Genomic DNA, 19820 nt, shown 5'->3' with positions numbered 1-19820 from the left:
TGTAAACGCTTTCATGTCTACTCACACTATTTTACAGCCTCGCTGCTACGCACTACTACGCTAATATTAAAGGTGTTACCCCCCATAATTATAGGAAAACATAGGTATGATTAAAAATTCTACAAATTTAACCCAAAAAGAAAACCCCACTTACGGACCGTTGAACGTAACGGAAGGTAACGGGGAATTGGTTTGTTAGTTGTTCTGCCGCATAATTAAATGGTCTGTTTGGATAACGCTCCAAAATATTCTACAACTACCTCCCGAAATTCCAAAGCGGCCTGCGAAATGTACCGGCTCCTGTGCCACAATAAAGCTATCTCCCTTTCCAATTCGTGATTCTCTACTTGGAGGTATTGGATATCTTCCCGTGAATTCCGTGCTGTGCTTGGTATGAAAGCTAAGCCAATTTCAGCTTCCACAAGAGTGCTAAGCCTTGCAGGTTCATCCCCCTCATACACATATTTAGGTACAAATCCAACTGATTTGCATACAGAGTCTATTAAATCGCGAGTACCATAGCCACTCTTTACCCCAACAAACCACTCATCCCTTAGCTCTATCAAGGATACGCTGCTTCGATTGGCCAGCCGATGCCCCTTTGGAACAGCCACAAGAATTGGATCGATAAAGACGATTTGACATTCGATGTCATCCCCTTTTATTGGAGGTGAGGATAAGCAATAATCAACCTCTCCTCTATTAAGAAGTGTAACCATTTCCTGCGTGGTTAGCATTTGCACATGGTATTGAATATCAGGCCGCTTTTTCCGAAACTCTCGCAGGATATTGGGTAATGTGCTTGCGGTCGTCACCGCTAATTCGAGTGTGCCATGTTCAGGACTGGATAAATCGCTAAGCTCCTGTTTTCCCTGCTCCAATTCAAACAATGCCCTTTCAGCTCGGCGAAGGAACCGGCTTCCGGACTCATTCAGTCGCAGCTTTCTTCCTACCCGATCGAATAAAGGTACCCCCAGATCCTCCTCCAAACGCTGAATCGTTTTGCTTAGTGAAGATTGAGTAACGTGTAGATTTCGTGCAGCTTCAGTCATATGTTCCAACCGAGCTACCGCGAGAAAATATTGCAGTTGCAAAAGTTCCAATTCGCACCTCCGTTCATTCCCTCAAGTCAATGAGATCATAACATAAAATGCGTTGGAATGAATAATCGATTTCAAGTACGATGACATTAATAAGTTTTAGGGGGATTTAAAATGAGTGTTCGCAACAGGTGGTTAATGATTTCAGTAGGTCTGGGGATTTTATTGAACCCTTTAAATTCTTCGATGGTGTCTGTGGCTATTCCGAGGCTGCAAAATGTATTCCAGCTTGACTATACAGGTGTTTCCTGGATTATTTTTTCTTTTTACATTGCAAGTAGCATCGCTCAACCTGTCATGGGAAAGGCCAGCGATTTATTCGGCCGGAGGAAAATATTTCTTACCGGGCTTGTCGTATCCTTCATTGCAGGTTTATTAGCTCCTTTCTCCCCAAACTTTGGCTGTCTCATCGTGTTCCGTATTGTGCAAGCCATTGGAACTAGCATGATGGTTGCCGTTGGAATGGCCATTGTGCGGATTCATATTACGGAGAAACAAGCGACCGCACTATCTGTTTTATCCATCTTCCTATCCGGCGCGGCAGCAATTGGTCCCTTTATTGGAGGGGTTATTATTCACTGGTGGGACTGGCCAGCTATCTTTTTCGTCAATATTCCATTCGTGGTCGCTAGCTTTTTATTATCTTGGAAGCATATCCCCAAGGACGAACCGTCAACAACCGTTACCCGGGGAATGTCCCTGCGCAAATGGTTTGATTTGATTGATGCGTCAGGAATCCTGCTCTTCACTGTGGGGCTGATTGCCGTGCTCCTTGGATTGCTTTCAGCAAAATCATCCGGACATATCTCATTAATACATGTCATTACCTTGCTAACAGGACTCGTTCTGCTAGGAGTATTCGTCAGGCATGAGCTAACAGCGGCATCACCCTTTATTCCTTTACGTACATTTGCCAAATACCCGGCAATGACTTGGGTTAATGTTGAATTCATGCTCGTTAATGTACTTTTTTACTCACTCTTTTTCGGGATCCCATCCTACTTGCAAATGGTACGTCATGTCAGTGAATTCCAAACAGGAATTCTCATGCTAACGCTGGGATTATGCTCACTGATTACTGCTCCAATAGCAGGACGCTGGATCGATAGATCAGGACCCCGGCCAGCATTGCTAGTGTCCGGGGTCCTGATGACATTGGGATCAGTGTGGCTTGTGACCTTAAATCAGACTTCACCAGTTATCAGTGTATGTGTGGCTTTAGCTGCATTCGGTATTAGCAACGGATTGAACAATGTCGGCCTGCAAGCAGCCTTGTTCCAAAGTTCTCCAAAAGAAATAATCGGTGTAGCCTCCGGATTATTTAATACATCGAGATACCTGGGAACCATCCTCTCTTCATTGTTAATAGGTATCATAATGGGAGGTAAGTTTAGCTTCGAGGGATTTCAAGTCCTTGGGGTTATCCTCACGGTAATTGCATTGTCTTTGGTATTCATGAGTCGGAAGCACCGTGAGTCAGGGCAATTGCAGGAATCGGCTAATTCGGGCGCTAACAAATAGGAAAGTGCAGACAAATAAGACCTGTCATCAGACGGGTCTTATTTTGTTATTTTAATGCGTAGCCTCAGCTCTTTATGAGTTTTATTTAACTCTTCAAGGTGGGGATAAACTCGATTCATAAATAGGATAATAAATAAAGCGCCCATAGTAAACTTGTGCTCGGTGAGCCAAAAACATAATGAAGAAACCAGATTTACATATATTTTTCCGTCCAATTTCAAGCTCAAAAGACACATTTGTAATGTGAAAACAGTTTCGGCAGCTCGATATTTTGAAACTTGTCCCGGGTTGAACCGTAATTTTTAAGAACAAAGACACAGCACAGCAGAGAGGAGCTATCATTAGTGGAATATTACCGCAACAATGTAGCCGACAGTTTACAGGATGTTCAGAGTTCAGCTAACGGGCTTACTTCGGCAGAAGTCGACAAACGTCTGAAAGACTATGGTTTTAACGAATTAAAAGGAAAGAAAAAAGATCCTGTTTGGAAGCTTTTTCTTGAAAACTTCAAAGACCCTATGGTAGTCGTACTGCTTATAGCGGCCATTGTCCAGATTGTTATGGGACAAGTTATGGAGTCGCTTATTATTTTCCTCGTGTTGATTCTCAATGCAGTTATAAGTGTCATCCAGACCCGTAAAGCGGAGAGTTCACTTGATGCCTTGCAGCAGATGTCAGCACCCGAGGCCAAAGTGCTGCGTGATGGAGAATTAAAAACCGTCCCGGCAAGGGAACTTGTACGCGGTGATATCGTATGGCTGGAAGCCGGCGATTTCGTACCCGCCGATGGCCGGATTATAGAATCGGAAAGCTTAAAAATAAATGAGGGTATGCTAACCGGAGAATCCGAAGCTGTGGAAAAGCATACGAATATCATCGCGAAAGAATCTCCGCTTGGAGACCGGCGTAATATGGCGTTCAGCGGTTCACTAGTTGTATATGGCCGCGGAACCCTGGTAGTAACGGGAACTGCACTCACTACCGAGATCGGAAAAATTGCTGAACTCATTGAAAGCGCCGAAGCCAAGCAAACGCCGCTGCAGCGCAAGCTCGAAACATTCAGCAAGCAGCTGGGGGTAGCAATTATACTCCTGTCCATTGTAATCTTTGCCATCCAGGCCGGACGTGTTTGGTTGTCGAATGATACTGTGGATACAACAGAAGCTATCCTGAATGCGTTAATGTTTGCAGTCGCTGTGGCGGTTGCTGCGATTCCCGAAGCTCTTTCCTCAATAGTAACCATTGTCCTATCCGTAGGTACTAATAAGATGGCTAAGCAACATGCGATTATTCGTAAGCTGCCCGCTGTCGAAGCCCTTGGATCAACCAGTGTCATCTGTACAGATAAAACCGGTACCCTCACCCAGAATAAAATGACTGTTGTAGATTACTTTTTGCCAGAAGGGGACCGTGATCAATTCAATCAAGCGCCTGAAGAATGGTCTGAAGAAGCCCGGCGGCTCCTGCATATTGCTGTGCTCTGCAACGACTCTAACATTAATGAGGATGGTAAAGAGCTGGGTGATCCTACAGAGGTAGCGCTTATTGCCTTCAGCAACAGCAAGAATAAAGATTATAAGGAAATACGCGATAATTTCCCGCGCGAAGCCGAGCTACCTTTTGACTCGGATCGCAAGCTGATGACGACCTTGCATACTTTTAACGGGCAAAAAGCAATGATTACTAAAGGCGGGCCCGATGTGCTCTTTGGTCTATGCTCGCATGTACTGTTAAGTGGAAAAGAAGTACCGATGACACCAGAAGTTCTTGAACGCTTCTTCGAAGCCAATGAGGAGTTCTCCAGCAGAGCACTACGTGTACTTGCCTATGCCTACAAAACCGTACCAAATACGGTTACTGAAGTAGGATTAGAGGATGAACAAAATCTGGTGCTCGTAGGTTTGACAGCTATGATTGATCCACCTCGGGAAGCTGTCTACGGCGCGATCGCAGAGTCTCAGAAGGCTGGCATCCGAACCATCATGATTACCGGTGATCATAAGACAACCGCACAAGCGATCGGCCGCGATATCGGTCTGATGACTGAAAATGAAATTGCCGTAACCGGCCAAGAACTCGATGCCATGTCTGACAAGGAACTTGATCAAAAACTCGAACAGATCGGTGTGTACGCCCGTGTCTCCCCGGAGAACAAGATCAGAATTGTCCGCGCGTGGCAGCGGAAAGGCAAAATAACAGCCATGACCGGTGATGGTGTAAATGACGCGCCTGCTTTGAAACAAGCAGATATCGGAGTTGCCATGGGCAGTGGAACCGATGTTGCCAAAGATGCGGCTGCCATGATTTTGACCGATGATAATTTTGTATCTATTGTCAATGCTGTATCTGTGGGCAGAACGGTATTTGACAATATCAAAAAAGCGATCGCCTATTTGTTTTCAGGTAACCTGGGTGCAATTATCGCCATCCTCTTTGCCCTTATTTTCAACTGGATTAATCCTTTCACAGCGATTCAGCTTCTATTCATCAATCTGGCGAATGATTCTCTGCCCGCCATTGCTCTCGGGATGGAAAAACCTGAACCTAATGTGATGAACAGAAAACCAAGAGAGCTCAAGGAAGGAATATTCGCAGGAGGAATGATGCAGGCGATTGTCACTCGTGGTCTACTCATAGGTATAGCTGTAATCATATCCCTGTATATCGGACTTCAGGATTCGCCTGATATGGGCGTGGCTATGGCATTCACAACCCTGATCTTGTCTCGTACGTTGCAGACATTTGCCGCTCGTTCGAACAGTCAAACTGCTATTGAAGCTGGCCTTTTCAGCAACAAATACGTCATCGGAGCCGTTCTGGTCTGCTTTGCCTTTTACGGCATTGCAGTTCTGCCAGGGGTTAGAGAAATCTTCTCGATTCCGGCTTCATTTGGAATGTCAGAGTGGCTGATTGCAGCAGGCTTAGCCCTCGGCTCCCTCATCCTAATGGAATTAACGAAGGTTGTTCGAAGAGCTTTTACACCTAAATCTGTTGAACAGAACCCTGTAAATTCCTGAGTAAGCTATAATCGACCGAAAAGACAAAACAGCGATTCTCCAATGATGGAGTATCGCTGTTTTTCTGACATCTAGAGTTAAACCTAGAAAAGCTTCTGTTGATTTTAATCAAAATAAAATAATTCTTCGAATCTTTTATCCAACGCAATACATAAAATCAAAGCCAATTTTGCAGTAGGGTTAAACTGTCCGGTTTCAATCGAGCTTATAGTATTTCTTGAGACACCCACCATTTCTGCCAATTGTGCTTGCGATAATTTTTGTTCTGTTCTTGCTTCGCGCAGTTTATTTTTTAAAACCAAATGTTCACTCATACTAATCACTCATTCCATAAAAGTAAATAAACAAAAAATAAACACTTATAATTAATCCTAAAATGAATTTGAGTAAATCCATCTTTTTCTTAGTTACAGAATACATTCCAAGACCTTCACAGCCCAAATATCCAAAAAACATAGCTATCATAGCTTTTAATGCAAAATTTGTTTCCTGACTATGATTATATAAATTGAAGACACTCAGAATGCAAAATACAATCAACATTCCAATGAATCCGCTTTTTCTGCCTTTAGCAAATACAAATTCTTTTCCTTCGTCTCCTTTTTCATTTCGGCTTTTTTCTAATATTTCTTCCTTTTTCATAAAAATTTCTCCTTTCAAATTGAAAAGATGATGACAAGTTTTCTTGTCAAATAAAAAAATAGCCCACTCCAATCCAAAGATTGGTAGTGAGCTATTTTCTATACCTTCATATATTCGTTATATAATTGCTCGAAAGTATTGTATCGTTCGACTTTCCTGCCTACCTTGTTGTATTCCTCCAGATATTCATCCATGACCTTCAGAAACTCATTTTTAAAGACTTGAAGATGGTCAGAATCAAAATACTGCATGATATCAAACTTTTTGGTTCCCTTCCATTCTGTCATTTCATCAAGAAAACCTTGTATGCCCATTGCTGCTAGATACGCATACGATCTATCACCCGATTCCACACTTGCTATAATCTTATTGCGGTAATTGCACCATAACTCCTCATAAGTTCCGCCAAGATTATCATAGTTTGGGACTGGCTGCACTACAAAATCCTTATACATTTTATTATATAGATCGTTGATGTTTCTAAGGGACTTATATGCTGCACTTCTGATTTCATCGATAGTCTTCGCCTCTATCACAGCCATATATGTCTTTTCAAAATCATCAGGAACATAACGGTACGTAGCTATTTCCTCCAAATATCTTTTCATTCCCCGTTTGAAATAAGTATTGTTCAAATGAGTTAGCGCATTTAACAAATTGTATAAAACTTCGCTTGAAGCATACCTTACTGCTCCTATATCTTCAGAAAGTAATGTATTCGCATATTCCTGTTTTGCTATGTCTATACACTTTTTCGCTCTACTGATACATTCTTTCCCTATAGGCATTGCCAGAGCATCGAGTGCTCTCTGTTTATATAAATTTAGCTTTTCCAAATATTCGGGTTTTGCACAGTATAACACCTGTAAATCCACCAGACATGAAATCATTGGACTCTCGAGATTGGCTTGATCTTCTATCCTTGTTTCCCATGGCGTACAATATAGATCGTATCCAATATCATCCAAAATAAAACACGAAGATATTCCCCAGCCTTGCTCTGTGTTATTAATTATGATTAGATCAAGATCGCTTTTTTCATGATAATCCCCAGTACTAAAAGAACCTGTAAGCCCAATAATTGCAATATCATCAGAAAAATCTCTCTTAGCCCGTTCAATGACCATGCTAATAAGCTTTTCATTTTTGATTAAGATCTTTTCTTTATGAACAGCATCCATATCCATGTCCCCTCTCCAACCTTATTAATTCTATTGTATAAGCATGTTGTTAGAGTAGGTATTCCAACTTTAATTATATTAAATCTATACCAAGCCTTTCCTCTCCTTCAAAGAAAACAAAAAAACGCGCTGGCAAGAGCATAATTAGCTTCTCTCCAACACGTTTTATAGTCGTTAGTGAATATTTTTCTTTTTGAAACTGCCGCCCTTAACTTCTGCAACATCGTAGACTACTACAAAGGCATTCGGGTCAATTTCACGAATAATATCTTTTATTTTACTTTCTTCCAGACGGTTAATTACACAAGTAATTTCTTTGAATTGTTCATTGGAGTAGCCGCCATAAGCATCTGTATAAGTTGCTCCACGACCCAATCGGTCACGAATAGTCTCGACCATGATTTCCGGTTGAATGGTGATGATTTTAAACGTTTTAGAGCCACTCAAACCTTCTTCAATAATATGAATGACCTTAGAAGCAATAAAATAAGCAAGCGCTGATAGAATAGCCCCTTGTAGGCCAAATACTGTTGAAACAACAATAAAGACAAACATGTTTAGAAATAAGATTAAATCACTGGTCCCAAAAGGTAATTTTCGTGAAAGTAAGACAGCTAACATATCTATCCCATCTAATGCTCCACCATTACGTAAGGCTAAACCCATACCAAAACCGATAATAATCCCGCCAACAACGGTAATTAATAAGGTATCACCTTCTATAATCGTCGGTACATGATGCATAAGACTAGTGCCAATAGCCAGTGAAGCAATACCGATAACGGAGTAAAGAGCAAAGCTTTTACCAATTTGCTTATATCCTAGCCATACAAAAGGGATATTAATTATGCCAATCAGCAGCCCTAGCGGTAAGCCAAACAGTTCAGAGCCAACGATGCTTAGACCTGTGACACCTCCATCTGAGACGTTGTTGGGTATCAATACGGATTCTAGACCATAGGCAGCTATTAGCGCCCCAATAATAATCATGAATACTTTTGAGAATATCTTGAGTTTATTTGATTTCTGTTTTCGCGTTTCAATCATTGAATTTCTCCGTTTCACATTGCTTAATTTAGTCCATAAAAATTTCCTCTAAAGGTCTTCCGTCACCTGGATTAAAATCAATCCCTAAAATCTTTGCCATCGTGGGGGCTATATCTACCATTTCGATGTCCCCTATATGATGCCCATTTCTAATCTTTTCCCCGGAGACAACCAAGTTGCATCTATAGCCGTCTTTATCAGGAGAATAGCCATGCGTGGCAAATTTAACGCCTTGTTTGTCCAAATCAACAATCGTTGGTTCATCCATACTTTCGTCGAAACAATAACCTCTCTTAGCCTCAAGCATATACTTTGTGGTTTGGCCCACATGAAAATAATCCAGTTCATCTCTAGCATACAATTTCTCTATACCTGAAGATTCATCTCTCATATTATCTCCAATAACAGCTAATGCTATTTGCTCAGCTTCTTCATCGCCCTGCCGGATATGCAAGTAAGCCGCTCCACCCCCACACTGAAAGTAAGCTCTCCACTTCATTTCGCCGTTCTCTTCATAGATCAGGCCCTTTTCCTGCAAAAGGTTGTTTAAATGCACCTTGTACTTAACATTAAACTGGCCATGGTCCCCCAAAATTAAAAAAATCGTATCATCCTTTATCCCCGCTTCATCCACTGCCTGCATAATATCGCCTACCCTTTTATCCATACGTGTGATTACCTGCTTCACTTCGTCACTGTCAGTTCCATAAGCATGTTTGGCATCATCCAGATCGATCAGATGCATCATTAGAAGATTAGGTTTTTTGCGCTTAATCGTGTCTATAGCACATTTGGTCGTGAAGTCATCCAGATAGGGCTGCTCAATCCCTTTGCGGATCCGGCCATATTTCAGCTCCATATCCACGCAGTATAAGGGGCTTCCGCTTTTTAATATCTTCAGTGCCTGATTTTCGTTTTTGATGGCTCTGATTTCAGGTATATTGTATTGGATGGAGGATTTACCCGATACTGGCCATAGGATTCCGGCGGTGCTCATCTTATGCTCGCGCGCAACATCGTAAATCGTTGGCACCTTGATCGCATTTCTAAACCAGAACCAATTCTGCTCCTCTTCCTTAATAAAGGGCTGAAACGGATTGTTGTGATGGATGCCATGCTTATCCGGATATACACCGGTTGCTATGGTGGTGTGCACTACATATGTGAGCGTGGGATACACACTTTTCAATTTATGGCTATGGGCTCCGTTTTTAATTAATTCCGCTAAGTTTGGAAGCCGGCTGGCCAATGCCCAGTGGTCTTCTGAAAAGGCATCGTAAGAGATGACGATCAAATGCTTGGCCATAGCCGTTTGTGCTTTAATTGACTTCATAGAATAAGCCCCTTAGGTTCGTCATGTTCAGGCTGCTCTTTAGGTAAAGTTATAAATACGAATAATCCAATAATAAAAAGGGGGATAATCGCTAAAATACTAAATTTAGCATTACCTGTTAAGGTTGTTGTTAAAGACATTACAGCAGGACCAACAATGGCCGCGAACTTGCCAAAAATATTGTAAAAACCAAAGAATTCATTGGAATTCTCCTTTGGAATGATCTTCGCATAATAAGACCTGCTGAGCGCCTGAATGCCTCCCTGAGCGGAACCAATTAGCGCACCTAGAATAAATATATGCCACACTGAAGTGATAAAAAAAGCTGCGATGCAGGAAAGGATATATGTAACAATCCCCACGATGATCAAAGTCCTGGCGGAGTATTTTTTGGCGAGATTACCATACAGGATTGCACAAGGAAAAGCGATGATCTGGATAACTAATAATATCCCCAGTAAGGTAAAGGTGTCAAAAGCATCCGCACCCAGAACCGATGTGGCATAGGGCACCACCATTTTAATAATCGTATCTACCCCATCAATATAAAGAAAGTACGCAATTAAGAAAACAAATACAACTTTATGCTGTCTAACATTCCTAAAGGTGTCCCCCAGTCTTTTAAAACTGTTGATTACAGGTCTTGGTTCAGGCTCAATATAATATCTCTGCTTCACATCTCTGATCATGGGTATGGTCAACAGCCCCCACCAAAGAGCAGTAATGATAAACCCAATCTGATAACCGATCGACTTATCCATCCCCATAAACAGAATCAATAGCAGGCTGATGCCAAATGGAATGACGCTGGCGATATATCCATAAGCAAAACCTTTTGTGGATACCTTATCCATCCTTTCATCAGTGGTTATATCCACAAGAAAAGAGTCATAAAAAATATTGGCCCCAGCAAAACCTATGACGGACAGGATGTAAAACACAATCAATAACTGCCACTGCCCGCTCGCAGGTGCAACGAATGCCAACGAAGCCGTAGCCAGCACACCGATCAAAGAGAAAAATAAGAAAAAGCGCTTTTTCTTATCTTTGTAATCTGCGATCGTGCCTAAAATCGGACTAAGGATAGCCACAAGAATACTAGCAATGGAGTTAAAGTACCCTAAATCCATGCTGCTGTTAACATTTGAAAACATGCCAAATACAATAGGCAATAATGCAGTTGTAACCGCCATCGAATAGGCTGAATTCCCGCAGTCATATAAAATCCATGATTTTTCCTCTTTGCTAAGTTTCATCTAACAGCCACCTTTTCACCTATTTGTAACTGTTATATCATTTCAGCATAAGAGCCATGTTAAATGAATGTTAATTCCATCACAACTTATTCATAAAAAAACGACCTTTTAAAATCGAAAGGCCGCTTACTCGCTTTTATATATGAATTTAATATTTGACGATATATTCGCAATATTCATCCCCATTAACATTACATTTTATTTCCCGGACGGAAACCCGCTTTCCACGAATTTTAGTAAGTGCTCCTTCGATAATGGCTCCCTCCAGGTCACAAACCATTTTCCCTTCCATAATAGGTAACCCTTCGCAGAAACAATCGTGTACTGCTATCGTCATCCCCTTGTCATCTTCATGGGTTATTATAGGAATCCCTATCTTCAATTGTTCGAATAACTCGAATAGTTCATTAACCGAGGTAACACCAAACTCTTCCCCAATTTTTCTTCCTATAGTCAACGTTGTACCCTTACCATTCATGGGTAACGCTTGATATAAACCAATAAGTCTAATCGTTCTGAAAAGCTCTAAAGGTACGACATTACCTAAATTTTTTCTCTTTATTTTTTTCATATCTGTAAAAGTAAATTGATCCATGCCAGTAGCCTCCAATTGCTTATGTAATATATATTTCAAATTTAATTGATATATTGAGTATAAACGTATCCAATAATTGCTTTGTGATCTTACGCACATCCTGATTTTTTGTAGAACCATAACAAAAAAAGCAACTTCCCTATTGGCAAGTCGCTCCTTCATTCATTAGCTGCAGCTGCATCTCAAATATGATAATCATAAACCCAAGGCAAAATAACCCTCACGCTAGTTCCAACCTGAACCTCTGAATCTACCTTAATATGCCCCCCATACATTTCAATTAATTGTTTACAAATCGATAATCCAATCCCTGTCCCTTTTTGCTTGGTAGTAAAGAAAGGGTCAAATATCCGTTTTAATTTATCCTGTGGAATTCCTTCTCCGTTGTCTTTAAAGAGTAGAATAATTTCGTTTGTCTCAGCAGCTATGGTAACAGAAATATCTATTCTGCCTCTAAAAGCTGTGAAGGAATCGATACTATTTTTCAAAATATTAAGAATTACCTGCTCTAGCTGAGAGGCGCTTCCAAACGTTAGTACTTTTTCTAAAGAGCACTCTACTGAAAGTATAATATCATCACTAAGTATGAGTTGATTCACAATGTTATTAACTCTATGTATAACCTCCATAACGTTAAATACTACGCCGTTATTTTTCGTACTGTCACCTTTTCGAGCCAGTATTAGAAAATCCGTTACTAATCCATTCAGAGCATCAATCTCTTTGATGGTGATATCCAGATATGCACGCAATTCATCCGCTTTGATCTCCGGCTCATTTAGCCTGATATTTACAAGCTGAGCAAAACCTTTAATCGAAGCTAGCGGATTTCTTATTTCATGCGCCATTCCTGCTGCCATTTGTCCCATAACAGCAATTTTTTGTTCATGTAAATTGTCAATCTGTTGATTTTTATTAGACAAATAACCTTGTGCAAAGCCAGTAAAACGGGTCCAGTTGCATTCCATTAAACGATTATAAAAAAACAATCGGATCGCGGAATCATCTACAAACTCTTCAATGATCTTAAACATAATATTCTGAGCGGTTAAATTTAAATCCTTGCTCATATCAAGTAAAATATCAAAATGATCACCGAATATTTCTGCAGTATAAACCCCTTGCTCAGCCCCCTCTTTTTCTAGCAGGTTTAAGTATTGATCGTAACCAAAAGAATCAAAAAACAAGGCTTCTACCATACTCATTAATATCGTACTGAATGATGAATCTAACAATTCCTTATGCGTCTCTACAAACCAGGAGAATTCGATGTTTTTCATAGTCATGGAATGATAATGCCTGTTTAAAATGATTGGAACTGCTAAGATTAATGACGAACGCAATTCATTTTCTTTGTATGACATTGTCATCCTCCTTCTTTGTAGTTTGTATTCAAGATATGTGTATATTTTCCTGCTTCAAAAACACAGTAATTCACTTTGTTTTAATCATCATATTATATTCTGGACTTGACTGTTAGAGTGGCATCGAAGATAATTACAACCTCACCAAAAAACCAAAAAAACTATAATTAGGAAGATCATTGATTTTGAAAAGGGGCGGTCGTCATTAGCTGGTTAAGTGATCTCTACAAATTACAGAAGCAGGAGCTAAAGAAGGACATCGAGCCCTCTTTAGTCAATGCTATCTTTCGCATGTATGATAAATTTCCCAGGATTGGACTTAAAGAGCGGATCGGCCAGCAGGATATGTCTCTAGATATCGCTGATGCCTATATTAATGGTCGTAACGCGATGATTGAAGCTGGAGTCGGCATCGGCAAGTCCTTTGCCTACCTCATTCCCAGCCTGCTTATTAACCAAATCTCAAGGCAACCGGTTATTATTGCGACATCCTCCATACAACTTTCAGAACAAATACATAAAGATCTGAGATTCATCGGAAGTCGGCTCGGATTTACAAGGGTACGTTCGGTAGTTGGAAAAGGCATGGGGCAGTATGCTTGCCGGTATAGGGCAGCAGATCTGTTCCAAGCGGATGATTCAAACGCCTCTCTGTCTGCGCTTGCTCAACAGATTGTCAATTATGAAATTGATGAGCGGGCAGATATTAAGGGCGGGGTTAGTGATGCAGTATGGTCTAACGTTTGTGTGAATGATTGCAAATTTGAACGTTGCCATTATAAAAGTACATGTACGTTTTATGAGATGAGAGCTAAAATTAATGCCAACGCGAGCGATATGGATTTTATTATCGTAAACCAGGATCTGCTCATCCGTGATTTAATCAAGAAAAAGGAAGGAACGAAGGGGTTAATCACTGAACGGCCGGCTCTGATCGTAATTGATGAAGCTCATAATCTGGAAGCAAAGGTTAGAGATGCAAGAACGGTCGAATTTACATACCGGGGAACCTGCCGTATTCTGGATGACGCCTTACAGATTCTCTTCAAACAATCTGCCGATACGGAGCTTATGCCGCAATTTAAATTTATAAAAAGATGCGTTGGCCATATTTTTAAACAAGTTGAGGCAGACTTACTGCAAACAGCCAAGCAGGATAATGACCGTATAAAAATATCGCAGATCACAGGAATCCCCTTAAGACGAGCGGCACAGGTTTTAAAAGATTTTAATCTCAGCCTTTCCGTCTTAACTTCACGGCATGAGCGGGAGATTGACAATATTTTCGAAGCCATGAACGGACTTATCGACCTCTTTGATGTACTCGCCGGAGTAGAGGATAACTATCTGATCTGGGCAAGCAATACCCAGCGGGAGAGTACCCTTAGTATCTGCCCTAAAGGGATAAGCCAGTTTCTGAAATATACCTTATTTAACGGGAAAACCTCTGTTATTTTAACGTCAGCAACGATGTGTCAAAGCGGAGAAACGCTGGAGGAACAATACGCTTATCTCACTGAGTCCCTCGGTTACAGGGGAGATTATATGGAGCGCCAAGCTTCACCGTTTGATTATGACAACCACACCATGCTGTATATTGCCAAGGACATCCCCTACTATAACCATCAGCGGCGGGAAGATTATCTTGAAGCGGCATACAAGGAAATGATGAGGCTCTGTAATTTAACAGACGGGCGGACATTGGTTCTTTTTTCAGCTAAAGAGGATATGAAGTATATTCATAAGAAATTAAACTCTGAGAAGCTGGCATGGGCATTACATGTTCAAAGGGAAGGTTCGTCCCAGGACGGGGTGATCGCTGACTTTCGGGGCAGTAAAGGCGTTCTACTTAGTACCGGTGTATTCTGGGAAGGTGTGAATATCGAAGGTTCCGATTTGTCGCAGTTAATCATTTTCCGTCTGCCTTTCCCTGTTCCTGCCGATCCTGTCTATGAATATAAGACTTCGATGGCAAAGAATCCCTTGAAAGAGGTTTTTGTACCGGACATGCTGCTTCGGTTAAGACAAGGAACCGGGCGCCTGATCCGCAGTGAAACTGATCTGGGTGTACTCAGCATACTCGATTCCCGCCTGTCCATTGCCGCCAAAAAGGATTACCGGGATCAGGTACTGGAAGCCTTACCTTTTAAAAAGGTTACTGAGGATTTCAAGGTTCTGGAGAAGTTTGTGAAAGAAAAAGGGATACAGCTTAGCGATACGTAGAGAGATGAAAAAAAGCAACCCATCCGCAGACAAGTCGCTTCTAAACCCTATAACGTTATCTGCAATTAAACTACTTTATGTTTGTATACCCGCATCGCTATTAAATAAGCAACTACTAGAATGGCTATGCACCATATGATGGCTCCCCAAATATCATTGCCGACAGGCTGCCCCATCAGGAGGGAGCGAACCGCCTCTACTATAGATGTAACGGGTTGGTTTTCAGCAAAGGCGCGAACGACTGGCGGCATCGATTCGGTAGGCACAAAGGCCGAGCTGATGAAAGGAAGGAAAATAATCGGGTAGGAAAAAGCAGTCGCGCCGTCCACCGATTTTGCGGATAGTCCAGCAATTGCTGCGACCCAAGTTAGAGCCAGCGTAAACAATATCAGGATGCCGGCAACCGCCAGCCATGAGAGCACTCCTGCCGATGAACGAAACCCCATAATCAATGCAACAAGAATGATGACGCTAACTGAAATCGCATTGGATATCAGGGAGGTCAGCACATGTCCCCACAGCATGGTAGAACGTGCAATCGGCATAGAATGGAATCTCTGAAAAATCCCTTTTTGCACATCGTTAAACAGGCGGTAAGCCGTATAAGTTACACCACTTGCAATAGCGATCAGTATGATCCCGGGCAATAAATAATTTACATAGTTTTCCGTACCCGCCTGGATGGCCCCACCGAACACGTAAACAAACAACAGCATAAATGCAATTGGCATGATAGTTACCGTGATGATGGTATCCATACTGCGGAGAATATGGCGCATAGAGCGTCCGAGCATTACACTCATGTCACTGAAAAAGTGCTTCTTAATCATTTCCATTTACTTTCCCTCCTTTTTGCCGATGATTGCGAGGAATATTTCCTCCAGCGTCGGCTGCTTTTCAATGTACTCAACTTTTGCGGGCGGAAAACGCTTTTTTAGTTCTTCGAGTGTACCGCTCGCAATAATTTTACCTTCATGTAGAATGGCGATTTGATCAGCAAGCTGCTCTGCCTCTTCCAAATACTGCGTCGTCAAAAAGACAGTCGTACCGCCGTCGGCAAGCTCCTTAACCATCTTCCATACATCCATCCTTGCCTCAGGATCAAGTCCAGTGGTTGGTTCGTCGAGGAAAATAATCTGCGGTTTTCCAACAAGACTCATCGCGAGATCTAATCTCCGGCGCATCCCGCCTGAATAAGTGGATACCTTGCGATCCGCGGCAGCGGTCAAAGTGAAGCGTTCCAGCAGATCGTCCGCAACTTGACGCGGATGCTTCTCATGGCGGAGCCTCGCAATCATGATCAGATTTTCCCGGCCGGTCAGAATCTCATCCACGGCAGCAAATTGACCCGTCAGGCTGATGGACTGGCGTACATAATCAGGCTTTGTGGCGACATCAAATCCGTTCACTGCAGCAGTCCCGCCATCTTGATTCAGCAAAGTGGTGAGGATTTTGACAATGGTGGTCTTGCCTGCACCATTGGAGCCCAGCAGAGCAAAAACGCTGCCCTGCTCCACTTCAAAATCCACCCCCTTTAAAACTTGAAGCTGTCTGTAGGACTTTTCTAACCCAACCACTTTAATGGACTTGTTCATTGCATTCCCTCCTCAAGGTTTTGTTAGCATATCTTTATGGAATTCTCCCCGCAAAACTCACTTCGGAAGCTCAGGCTTATAGAACTGTAACCTTTGTCAAATCAGCTTCCATGCCTTTGAGCGCAGCAAAGGTCAACTTATCCATCATTGCACCATCAAAGTTGATCGTTTTGATTGCACGATAAAACTTCTTGGATAACGAAAACCCGGAGAGGAATGACACATTTTTTAACGTCGCACCTCTAAACGAAATATCGTTCAGCGCCGACTTTTCAAACTTAACCCCGATAAAGGTCTGGCCGTCAAAACATAATCCCCGCAGATCAGAGGTTTTAAATTCCACACCGTCAAAGATACAGTTCTCAAAGATTGTTTTCGTGAGATCAGTCGTACACAGCTTGACGTCGGTCAGTCTTGCACTGATAAATTTCGCCCCTGTAAGTCCTGATGAGCTAAAGTTGGTGCGAACAAGAATAGATTTGTGAAAGCTCGCATTTGCCAGTTCAATGCCGGACAGATTGCAGTCGGTCAGATTAGCGCTGTCGAACTTGGCCTCGCCAACGTCACTGCCCGCGAAAGAACTGCCGGTCAAGTCTGCGCCTGTAAAATCGGAACCCCGCAACGCGCTCACTTTAAAATCCCCTTTATGGGCGGTAACGCCTGCAAAATCACTCTTCGATAAGTTGCTCGCCCTAAAGCTCGTCACCACCTGCCGCTCAAGTGAACGGGAGAGATTGGCAACCTCCTGCACCGTCTGTTCAATGTCGCCGATGCTGTCTATCGTCATCTTAAACGCCGTTTCATCATCCTTGCCTTCAGCCTTGAGTTCACTGAACCGCTCCTGCAAATCGGAAAGGAGGTCACTCTTTAATTCAGCAACGCTTTTTATCCCGTCATAGGGTGCGAATACGCCATTTAAATACATGTTTAATTTCTCATTCATATTATCAAGTCTCCTTATAATAAGTTTTCAAGCACACGCTTTGCGTACTCCCAATTAGTCTTGTTATTGGCGTAAACAGCTTTCCCCTTCTCGGTAATCCGAAAATACTTCCGTCGTCCCCCCTGAGACTCATCCCCCCAATACCATTCAATGTCACCGTCTGCCTCAAGCCGCCGGACGCTGGAGTACATCGTAGCTTCTTTTAATTCATACTCGCCTCCGGAACGCTCAGCAATCAATTTGACGATTTCATATCCATAACGATCGGCTTCGGACAAGAGCCGTAATACCATCGTATCGGTATGCCCTCGCAGCAGATCGGATGTGATTTTGTTCTCACTCATTTCATCACCTCATAATCGCATTGTATATCATACTACTGTGACAGTCAATGTACTTTGATCATCATGTTTATACAAAATAAAAAAATGCCGTCCTTAGTTGTCTAAGGCAGCATTTTTCTCTTTTAAGTCTGAAGTTCCAATTTACGCTAACCAGAAATAAGTTGATTTATGTCTGCTGGTAATTCACAGCTACCTGCCGGCAACCCTCACACAAAAATGCATAATAAATCCCCTCGCTGTCCTCGGCCTGTTCCATGTCCATTTGGGCAATAAACTTCATCGTCGTCGAACAGCAAGGGCACACAGGATATTCCGCATCCTGAATCCAAGCCGGATGTCCTCCAATCTGCGACGCAGGCGCCTCAAGCATCCAATACGAATTTTCATAGGTTCCCATCTGCCGTTCCGATAGCTGCATGGCATGCCATGCTATTTCTTCCCTGTCTTCATTTGCAGGCAAAAAATCAGGAACGGTATTATATTCACTCCACGAATATTGGCCATCCAGCTCCGCTTTCATAAACACGGTGCCATAACAATTACAATGCATGCAAGCTGCAATCCTTAACCGCTGGCCGGAAAGCTTCATAAATTGAACCAGTGGATTCTGCAAATCGTAATCAAACAGCACTGTCAATTTACCGCCACACCAAGGGCAGGAATGCTCACCCTCCTGCAGCGCCGCTACCGCCGTATGATCCCGATCCAGCCCATTTTTTCCGTCCCTGTTTACTTCAAAATGATAACTCTCGGGGTAAAAGAGCAGCCTTTTCCCACCGTCGGGATCTAATTCCCATCCTGCTTCGTGAGCATAGGTTTCCGGAGCCACATTTAACTCCGATGTCCATCGAGGCGGATGCTGCCGCCATGTCTCGAACTGCCGTACAACCTCTTTATCGCCAATCCAGGCCAATGCAAGCAGCAAATGATTACGGTTTTCCGAGTCATGCTCTAACTGATGAATGATCATATCGCGGATCTCCTGACCAGCTTCTTTATAGAGAATACCGGGATAATACTTCCCTTTGTGAAAAAAAACCTCCAGCCCCCGTTCAATGAACGCACTTGAAAAACATATAAGCGACAGTAAAATAGCCTCAGCCTGGTCAAAATCATCTTCTTCCATCAATTCAATGGCGTAGGATTCCAATCGCTCCCTTTCGCTTTCAGTCAGTTGACGATACAACTCTTGCGCGGTTTTGTGATAGGAGATTTCGTGTTCAAGCGGGCTCCATCTCCGCGGTTTGTGCATGATTTTAAGAATTTCAACCGGATCATTCACACCTGCGTACAAATCAATGTCTTTTCGATTTTGTTCAATATAAGCCTTTTGCTCCAGCGCAAGCTTCCTTTGATGACAGGGCATGCAGATTCCCCCCGTCTTTAAAGCAGTTGCAGGAAGTATGCTTCCCTTGCAGCCTGAGGTTTGGCAGGGTATACGCTCGCTCATCGTATCTCTCCTATTCTGTATAAGTTATTCTCAAAGACTATTATTAATAAGCTAAACTGCATTATAGAATTAGCTATATTATAGAATTAGCTGCATTAAATATACCACCGGATTTAGCAGCTTTAAATTCATTTCAGATTTCAATTGGATATATCCCCCACCATCACCTTAAACGGAAACAAAAAAAGGTCAACCAAATATTTCTGGTT

General features: G+C 42.3%; 17 protein-coding genes. 3 read left to right on the top strand and 14 right to left on the bottom strand.

Features of this window, described 5'->3' with window-relative positions; all coding sequences use genetic code 11:
• Positions 1-215: 215 nt before the first annotated feature.
• Positions 216-1103 (bottom strand): LysR family transcriptional regulator, encoded by an 888-nt coding sequence (locus MKY54_RS07815; protein WP_248547733.1) that lies wholly within the window; start codon positions 1101-1103, stop codon positions 216-218.
• A 111-nt stretch (positions 1104-1214) separates the two neighbouring features.
• On the opposite strand from MKY54_RS07815, the gene MKY54_RS07810 reads away from it, so the two are divergent.
• Both MKY54_RS07810 and MKY54_RS07805 read left to right on the top strand, forming a co-directional pair.
• Positions 1215-2621: an MFS transporter gene (locus tag MKY54_RS07810; RefSeq protein ID WP_076279568.1), complete on the top strand. Its 1407-nt coding sequence runs from the start codon at positions 1215-1217 to the stop codon at positions 2619-2621.
• 344 nt (positions 2622-2965) lie between these two features.
• The gene (locus MKY54_RS07805; protein ID WP_076308009.1) at positions 2966-5638 is read left to right on the top strand and encodes a cation-translocating P-type ATPase; all 2673 of its coding nucleotides are present in this window, start codon (positions 2966-2968) and stop codon (positions 5636-5638) included.
• Between the two features lie 104 nt (positions 5639-5742).
• On the opposite strand, the gene MKY54_RS07800 is transcribed toward MKY54_RS07805, so the two are convergent.
• The 8 genes from MKY54_RS07800 to MKY54_RS07765 form a co-directional block, all read right to left on the bottom strand.
• Entirely contained in the window at positions 5743-5952 is a 210-nt protein-coding gene (locus MKY54_RS07800; RefSeq protein WP_076279566.1) for a helix-turn-helix transcriptional regulator, read from the bottom strand.
• 1 nt (position 5953) lies between these two features.
• A complete protein-coding gene (locus MKY54_RS07795) occupies positions 5954-6280 on the bottom strand; it encodes a DUF6442 family protein (RefSeq protein WP_076219426.1) in 327 nt (108 codons plus the stop codon).
• A gap of 98 nt (positions 6281-6378) precedes the next feature.
• Positions 6379-7467, bottom strand: coding sequence for a nucleotidyltransferase domain-containing protein (locus MKY54_RS07790; protein WP_339190101.1), 1089 nt, complete (start codon positions 7465-7467; stop codon positions 6379-6381).
• Positions 7468-7635: 168 nt separating this feature from the next.
• Positions 7636-8508, bottom strand: coding sequence for a YitT family protein (locus tag MKY54_RS07785; protein WP_036675789.1), 873 nt, complete (start codon positions 8506-8508; stop codon positions 7636-7638).
• A gap of 28 nt (positions 8509-8536) precedes the next feature.
• Positions 8537-9841 (bottom strand): ectonucleotide pyrophosphatase/phosphodiesterase, encoded by a 1305-nt coding sequence (locus MKY54_RS07780; RefSeq protein ID WP_339190099.1) that lies wholly within the window; start codon positions 9839-9841, stop codon positions 8537-8539.
• The gene (locus MKY54_RS07775; protein ID WP_076185334.1) at positions 9838-11097 is read right to left on the bottom strand and encodes an MFS transporter; all 1260 of its coding nucleotides are present in this window, start codon (positions 11095-11097) and stop codon (positions 9838-9840) included. Before MKY54_RS07775 ends, MKY54_RS07780 begins: the two co-directional genes overlap by 4 nt.
• A 148-nt stretch (positions 11098-11245) precedes the next feature.
• Entirely contained in the window at positions 11246-11692 is a 447-nt protein-coding gene (locus tag MKY54_RS07770) for a V4R domain-containing protein (RefSeq protein ID WP_076185335.1), read from the bottom strand.
• A gap of 182 nt (positions 11693-11874) precedes the next feature.
• Positions 11875-13056, bottom strand: a complete 1182-nt coding sequence (locus MKY54_RS07765; protein WP_076185336.1) for an ATP-binding protein — start codon at positions 13054-13056, stop codon at positions 11875-11877.
• 291 nt (positions 13057-13347) lie between these two features.
• On the opposite strand from MKY54_RS07765, the gene MKY54_RS07760 reads away from it, so the two are divergent.
• Positions 13348-15279: an ATP-dependent DNA helicase gene (locus tag MKY54_RS07760; protein WP_254857092.1), complete on the top strand. Its 1932-nt coding sequence runs from the start codon at positions 13348-13350 to the stop codon at positions 15277-15279.
• A gap of 65 nt (positions 15280-15344) precedes the next feature.
• Here the strand turns inward: MKY54_RS07760 and MKY54_RS07755 are convergent, their stop codons facing one another.
• From MKY54_RS07755 to MKY54_RS07735, 5 genes are all read right to left on the bottom strand, one after another.
• A complete protein-coding gene (locus MKY54_RS07755) occupies positions 15345-16115 on the bottom strand; it encodes an ABC transporter permease (RefSeq protein ID WP_339190097.1) in 771 nt (256 codons plus the stop codon).
• Positions 16116-16874, bottom strand: a complete 759-nt coding sequence (locus tag MKY54_RS07750; RefSeq protein ID WP_076185338.1) for an ATP-binding cassette domain-containing protein — start codon at positions 16872-16874, stop codon at positions 16116-16118. It lies immediately after the preceding gene.
• 76 nt (positions 16875-16950) lie between these two features.
• Complete coding sequence (locus MKY54_RS07745) at positions 16951-17817, bottom strand: pentapeptide repeat-containing protein (protein WP_076125280.1); 867 nt, start codon at positions 17815-17817, stop codon at positions 16951-16953.
• Between the two features lie 14 nt (positions 17818-17831).
• A complete protein-coding gene (locus MKY54_RS07740) occupies positions 17832-18161 on the bottom strand; it encodes a PadR family transcriptional regulator (RefSeq protein WP_036675798.1) in 330 nt (109 codons plus the stop codon).
• 166 nt (positions 18162-18327) lie between these two features.
• Entirely contained in the window at positions 18328-19611 is a 1284-nt protein-coding gene (locus MKY54_RS07735; protein WP_339190094.1) for a DUF1963 domain-containing protein, read from the bottom strand.
• Positions 19612-19820 lie beyond the last annotated feature (209 nt).

The sequence above is a fragment of the Paenibacillus sp. FSL P2-0121 genome, assembly GCF_037975345.1.
GTDB classification, from domain to species: Bacteria; Bacillota; Bacilli; order Paenibacillales; family Paenibacillaceae; genus Paenibacillus_AQ; species Paenibacillus_AQ odorifer.
This window is presented reverse-complemented; position numbering and strand designations above follow the sequence as displayed.

What these genes read in the sequence shown, in the direction of transcription:
- MKY54_RS07780 (WP_339190099.1), bottom strand. Translation starts at nt 9,841, where the DNA reads ATGAAGTCAATTAAAGCACAAACGGCTATGGCCAAGCATTTGATCGTC.
- MKY54_RS07755 (WP_339190097.1), bottom strand. Translation starts at nt 16,115, where the DNA reads ATGGAAATGATTAAGAAGCACTTTTTCAGTGACATGAGTGTAATGCTC.
- MKY54_RS07750 (WP_076185338.1), bottom strand. Translation starts at nt 16,874, where the DNA reads ATGAACAAGTCCATTAAAGTGGTTGGGTTAGAAAAGTCCTACAGACAG.
- MKY54_RS07810 (WP_076279568.1), top strand. Translation starts at nt 1,215, where the DNA reads ATGAGTGTTCGCAACAGGTGGTTAATGATTTCAGTAGGTCTGGGGATT.
- MKY54_RS07745 (WP_076125280.1), bottom strand. Translation starts at nt 17,817, where the DNA reads ATGAATGAGAAATTAAACATGTATTTAAATGGCGTATTCGCACCCTAT.
- MKY54_RS07785 (WP_036675789.1), bottom strand. Translation starts at nt 8,508, where the DNA reads ATGATTGAAACGCGAAAACAGAAATCAAATAAACTCAAGATATTCTCA.
- MKY54_RS07760 (WP_254857092.1), top strand. Translation starts at nt 13,348, where the DNA reads ATGTATGATAAATTTCCCAGGATTGGACTTAAAGAGCGGATCGGCCAG.
- MKY54_RS07795 (WP_076219426.1), bottom strand. Translation starts at nt 6,280, where the DNA reads ATGAAAAAGGAAGAAATATTAGAAAAAAGCCGAAATGAAAAAGGAGAC.
- MKY54_RS07735 (WP_339190094.1), bottom strand. Translation starts at nt 19,611, where the DNA reads ATGAGCGAGCGTATACCCTGCCAAACCTCAGGCTGCAAGGGAAGCATA.
- MKY54_RS07800 (WP_076279566.1), bottom strand. Translation starts at nt 5,952, where the DNA reads ATGAGTGAACATTTGGTTTTAAAAAATAAACTGCGCGAAGCAAGAACA.
- MKY54_RS07740 (WP_036675798.1), bottom strand. Translation starts at nt 18,161, where the DNA reads ATGAGTGAGAACAAAATCACATCCGATCTGCTGCGAGGGCATACCGAT.
- MKY54_RS07790 (WP_339190101.1), bottom strand. Translation starts at nt 7,467, where the DNA reads ATGGATATGGATGCTGTTCATAAAGAAAAGATCTTAATCAAAAATGAA.
- MKY54_RS07775 (WP_076185334.1), bottom strand. Translation starts at nt 11,097, where the DNA reads ATGAAACTTAGCAAAGAGGAAAAATCATGGATTTTATATGACTGCGGG.
- MKY54_RS07765 (WP_076185336.1), bottom strand. Translation starts at nt 13,056, where the DNA reads ATGTCATACAAAGAAAATGAATTGCGTTCGTCATTAATCTTAGCAGTT.
- MKY54_RS07770 (WP_076185335.1), bottom strand. Translation starts at nt 11,692, where the DNA reads ATGGATCAATTTACTTTTACAGATATGAAAAAAATAAAGAGAAAAAAT.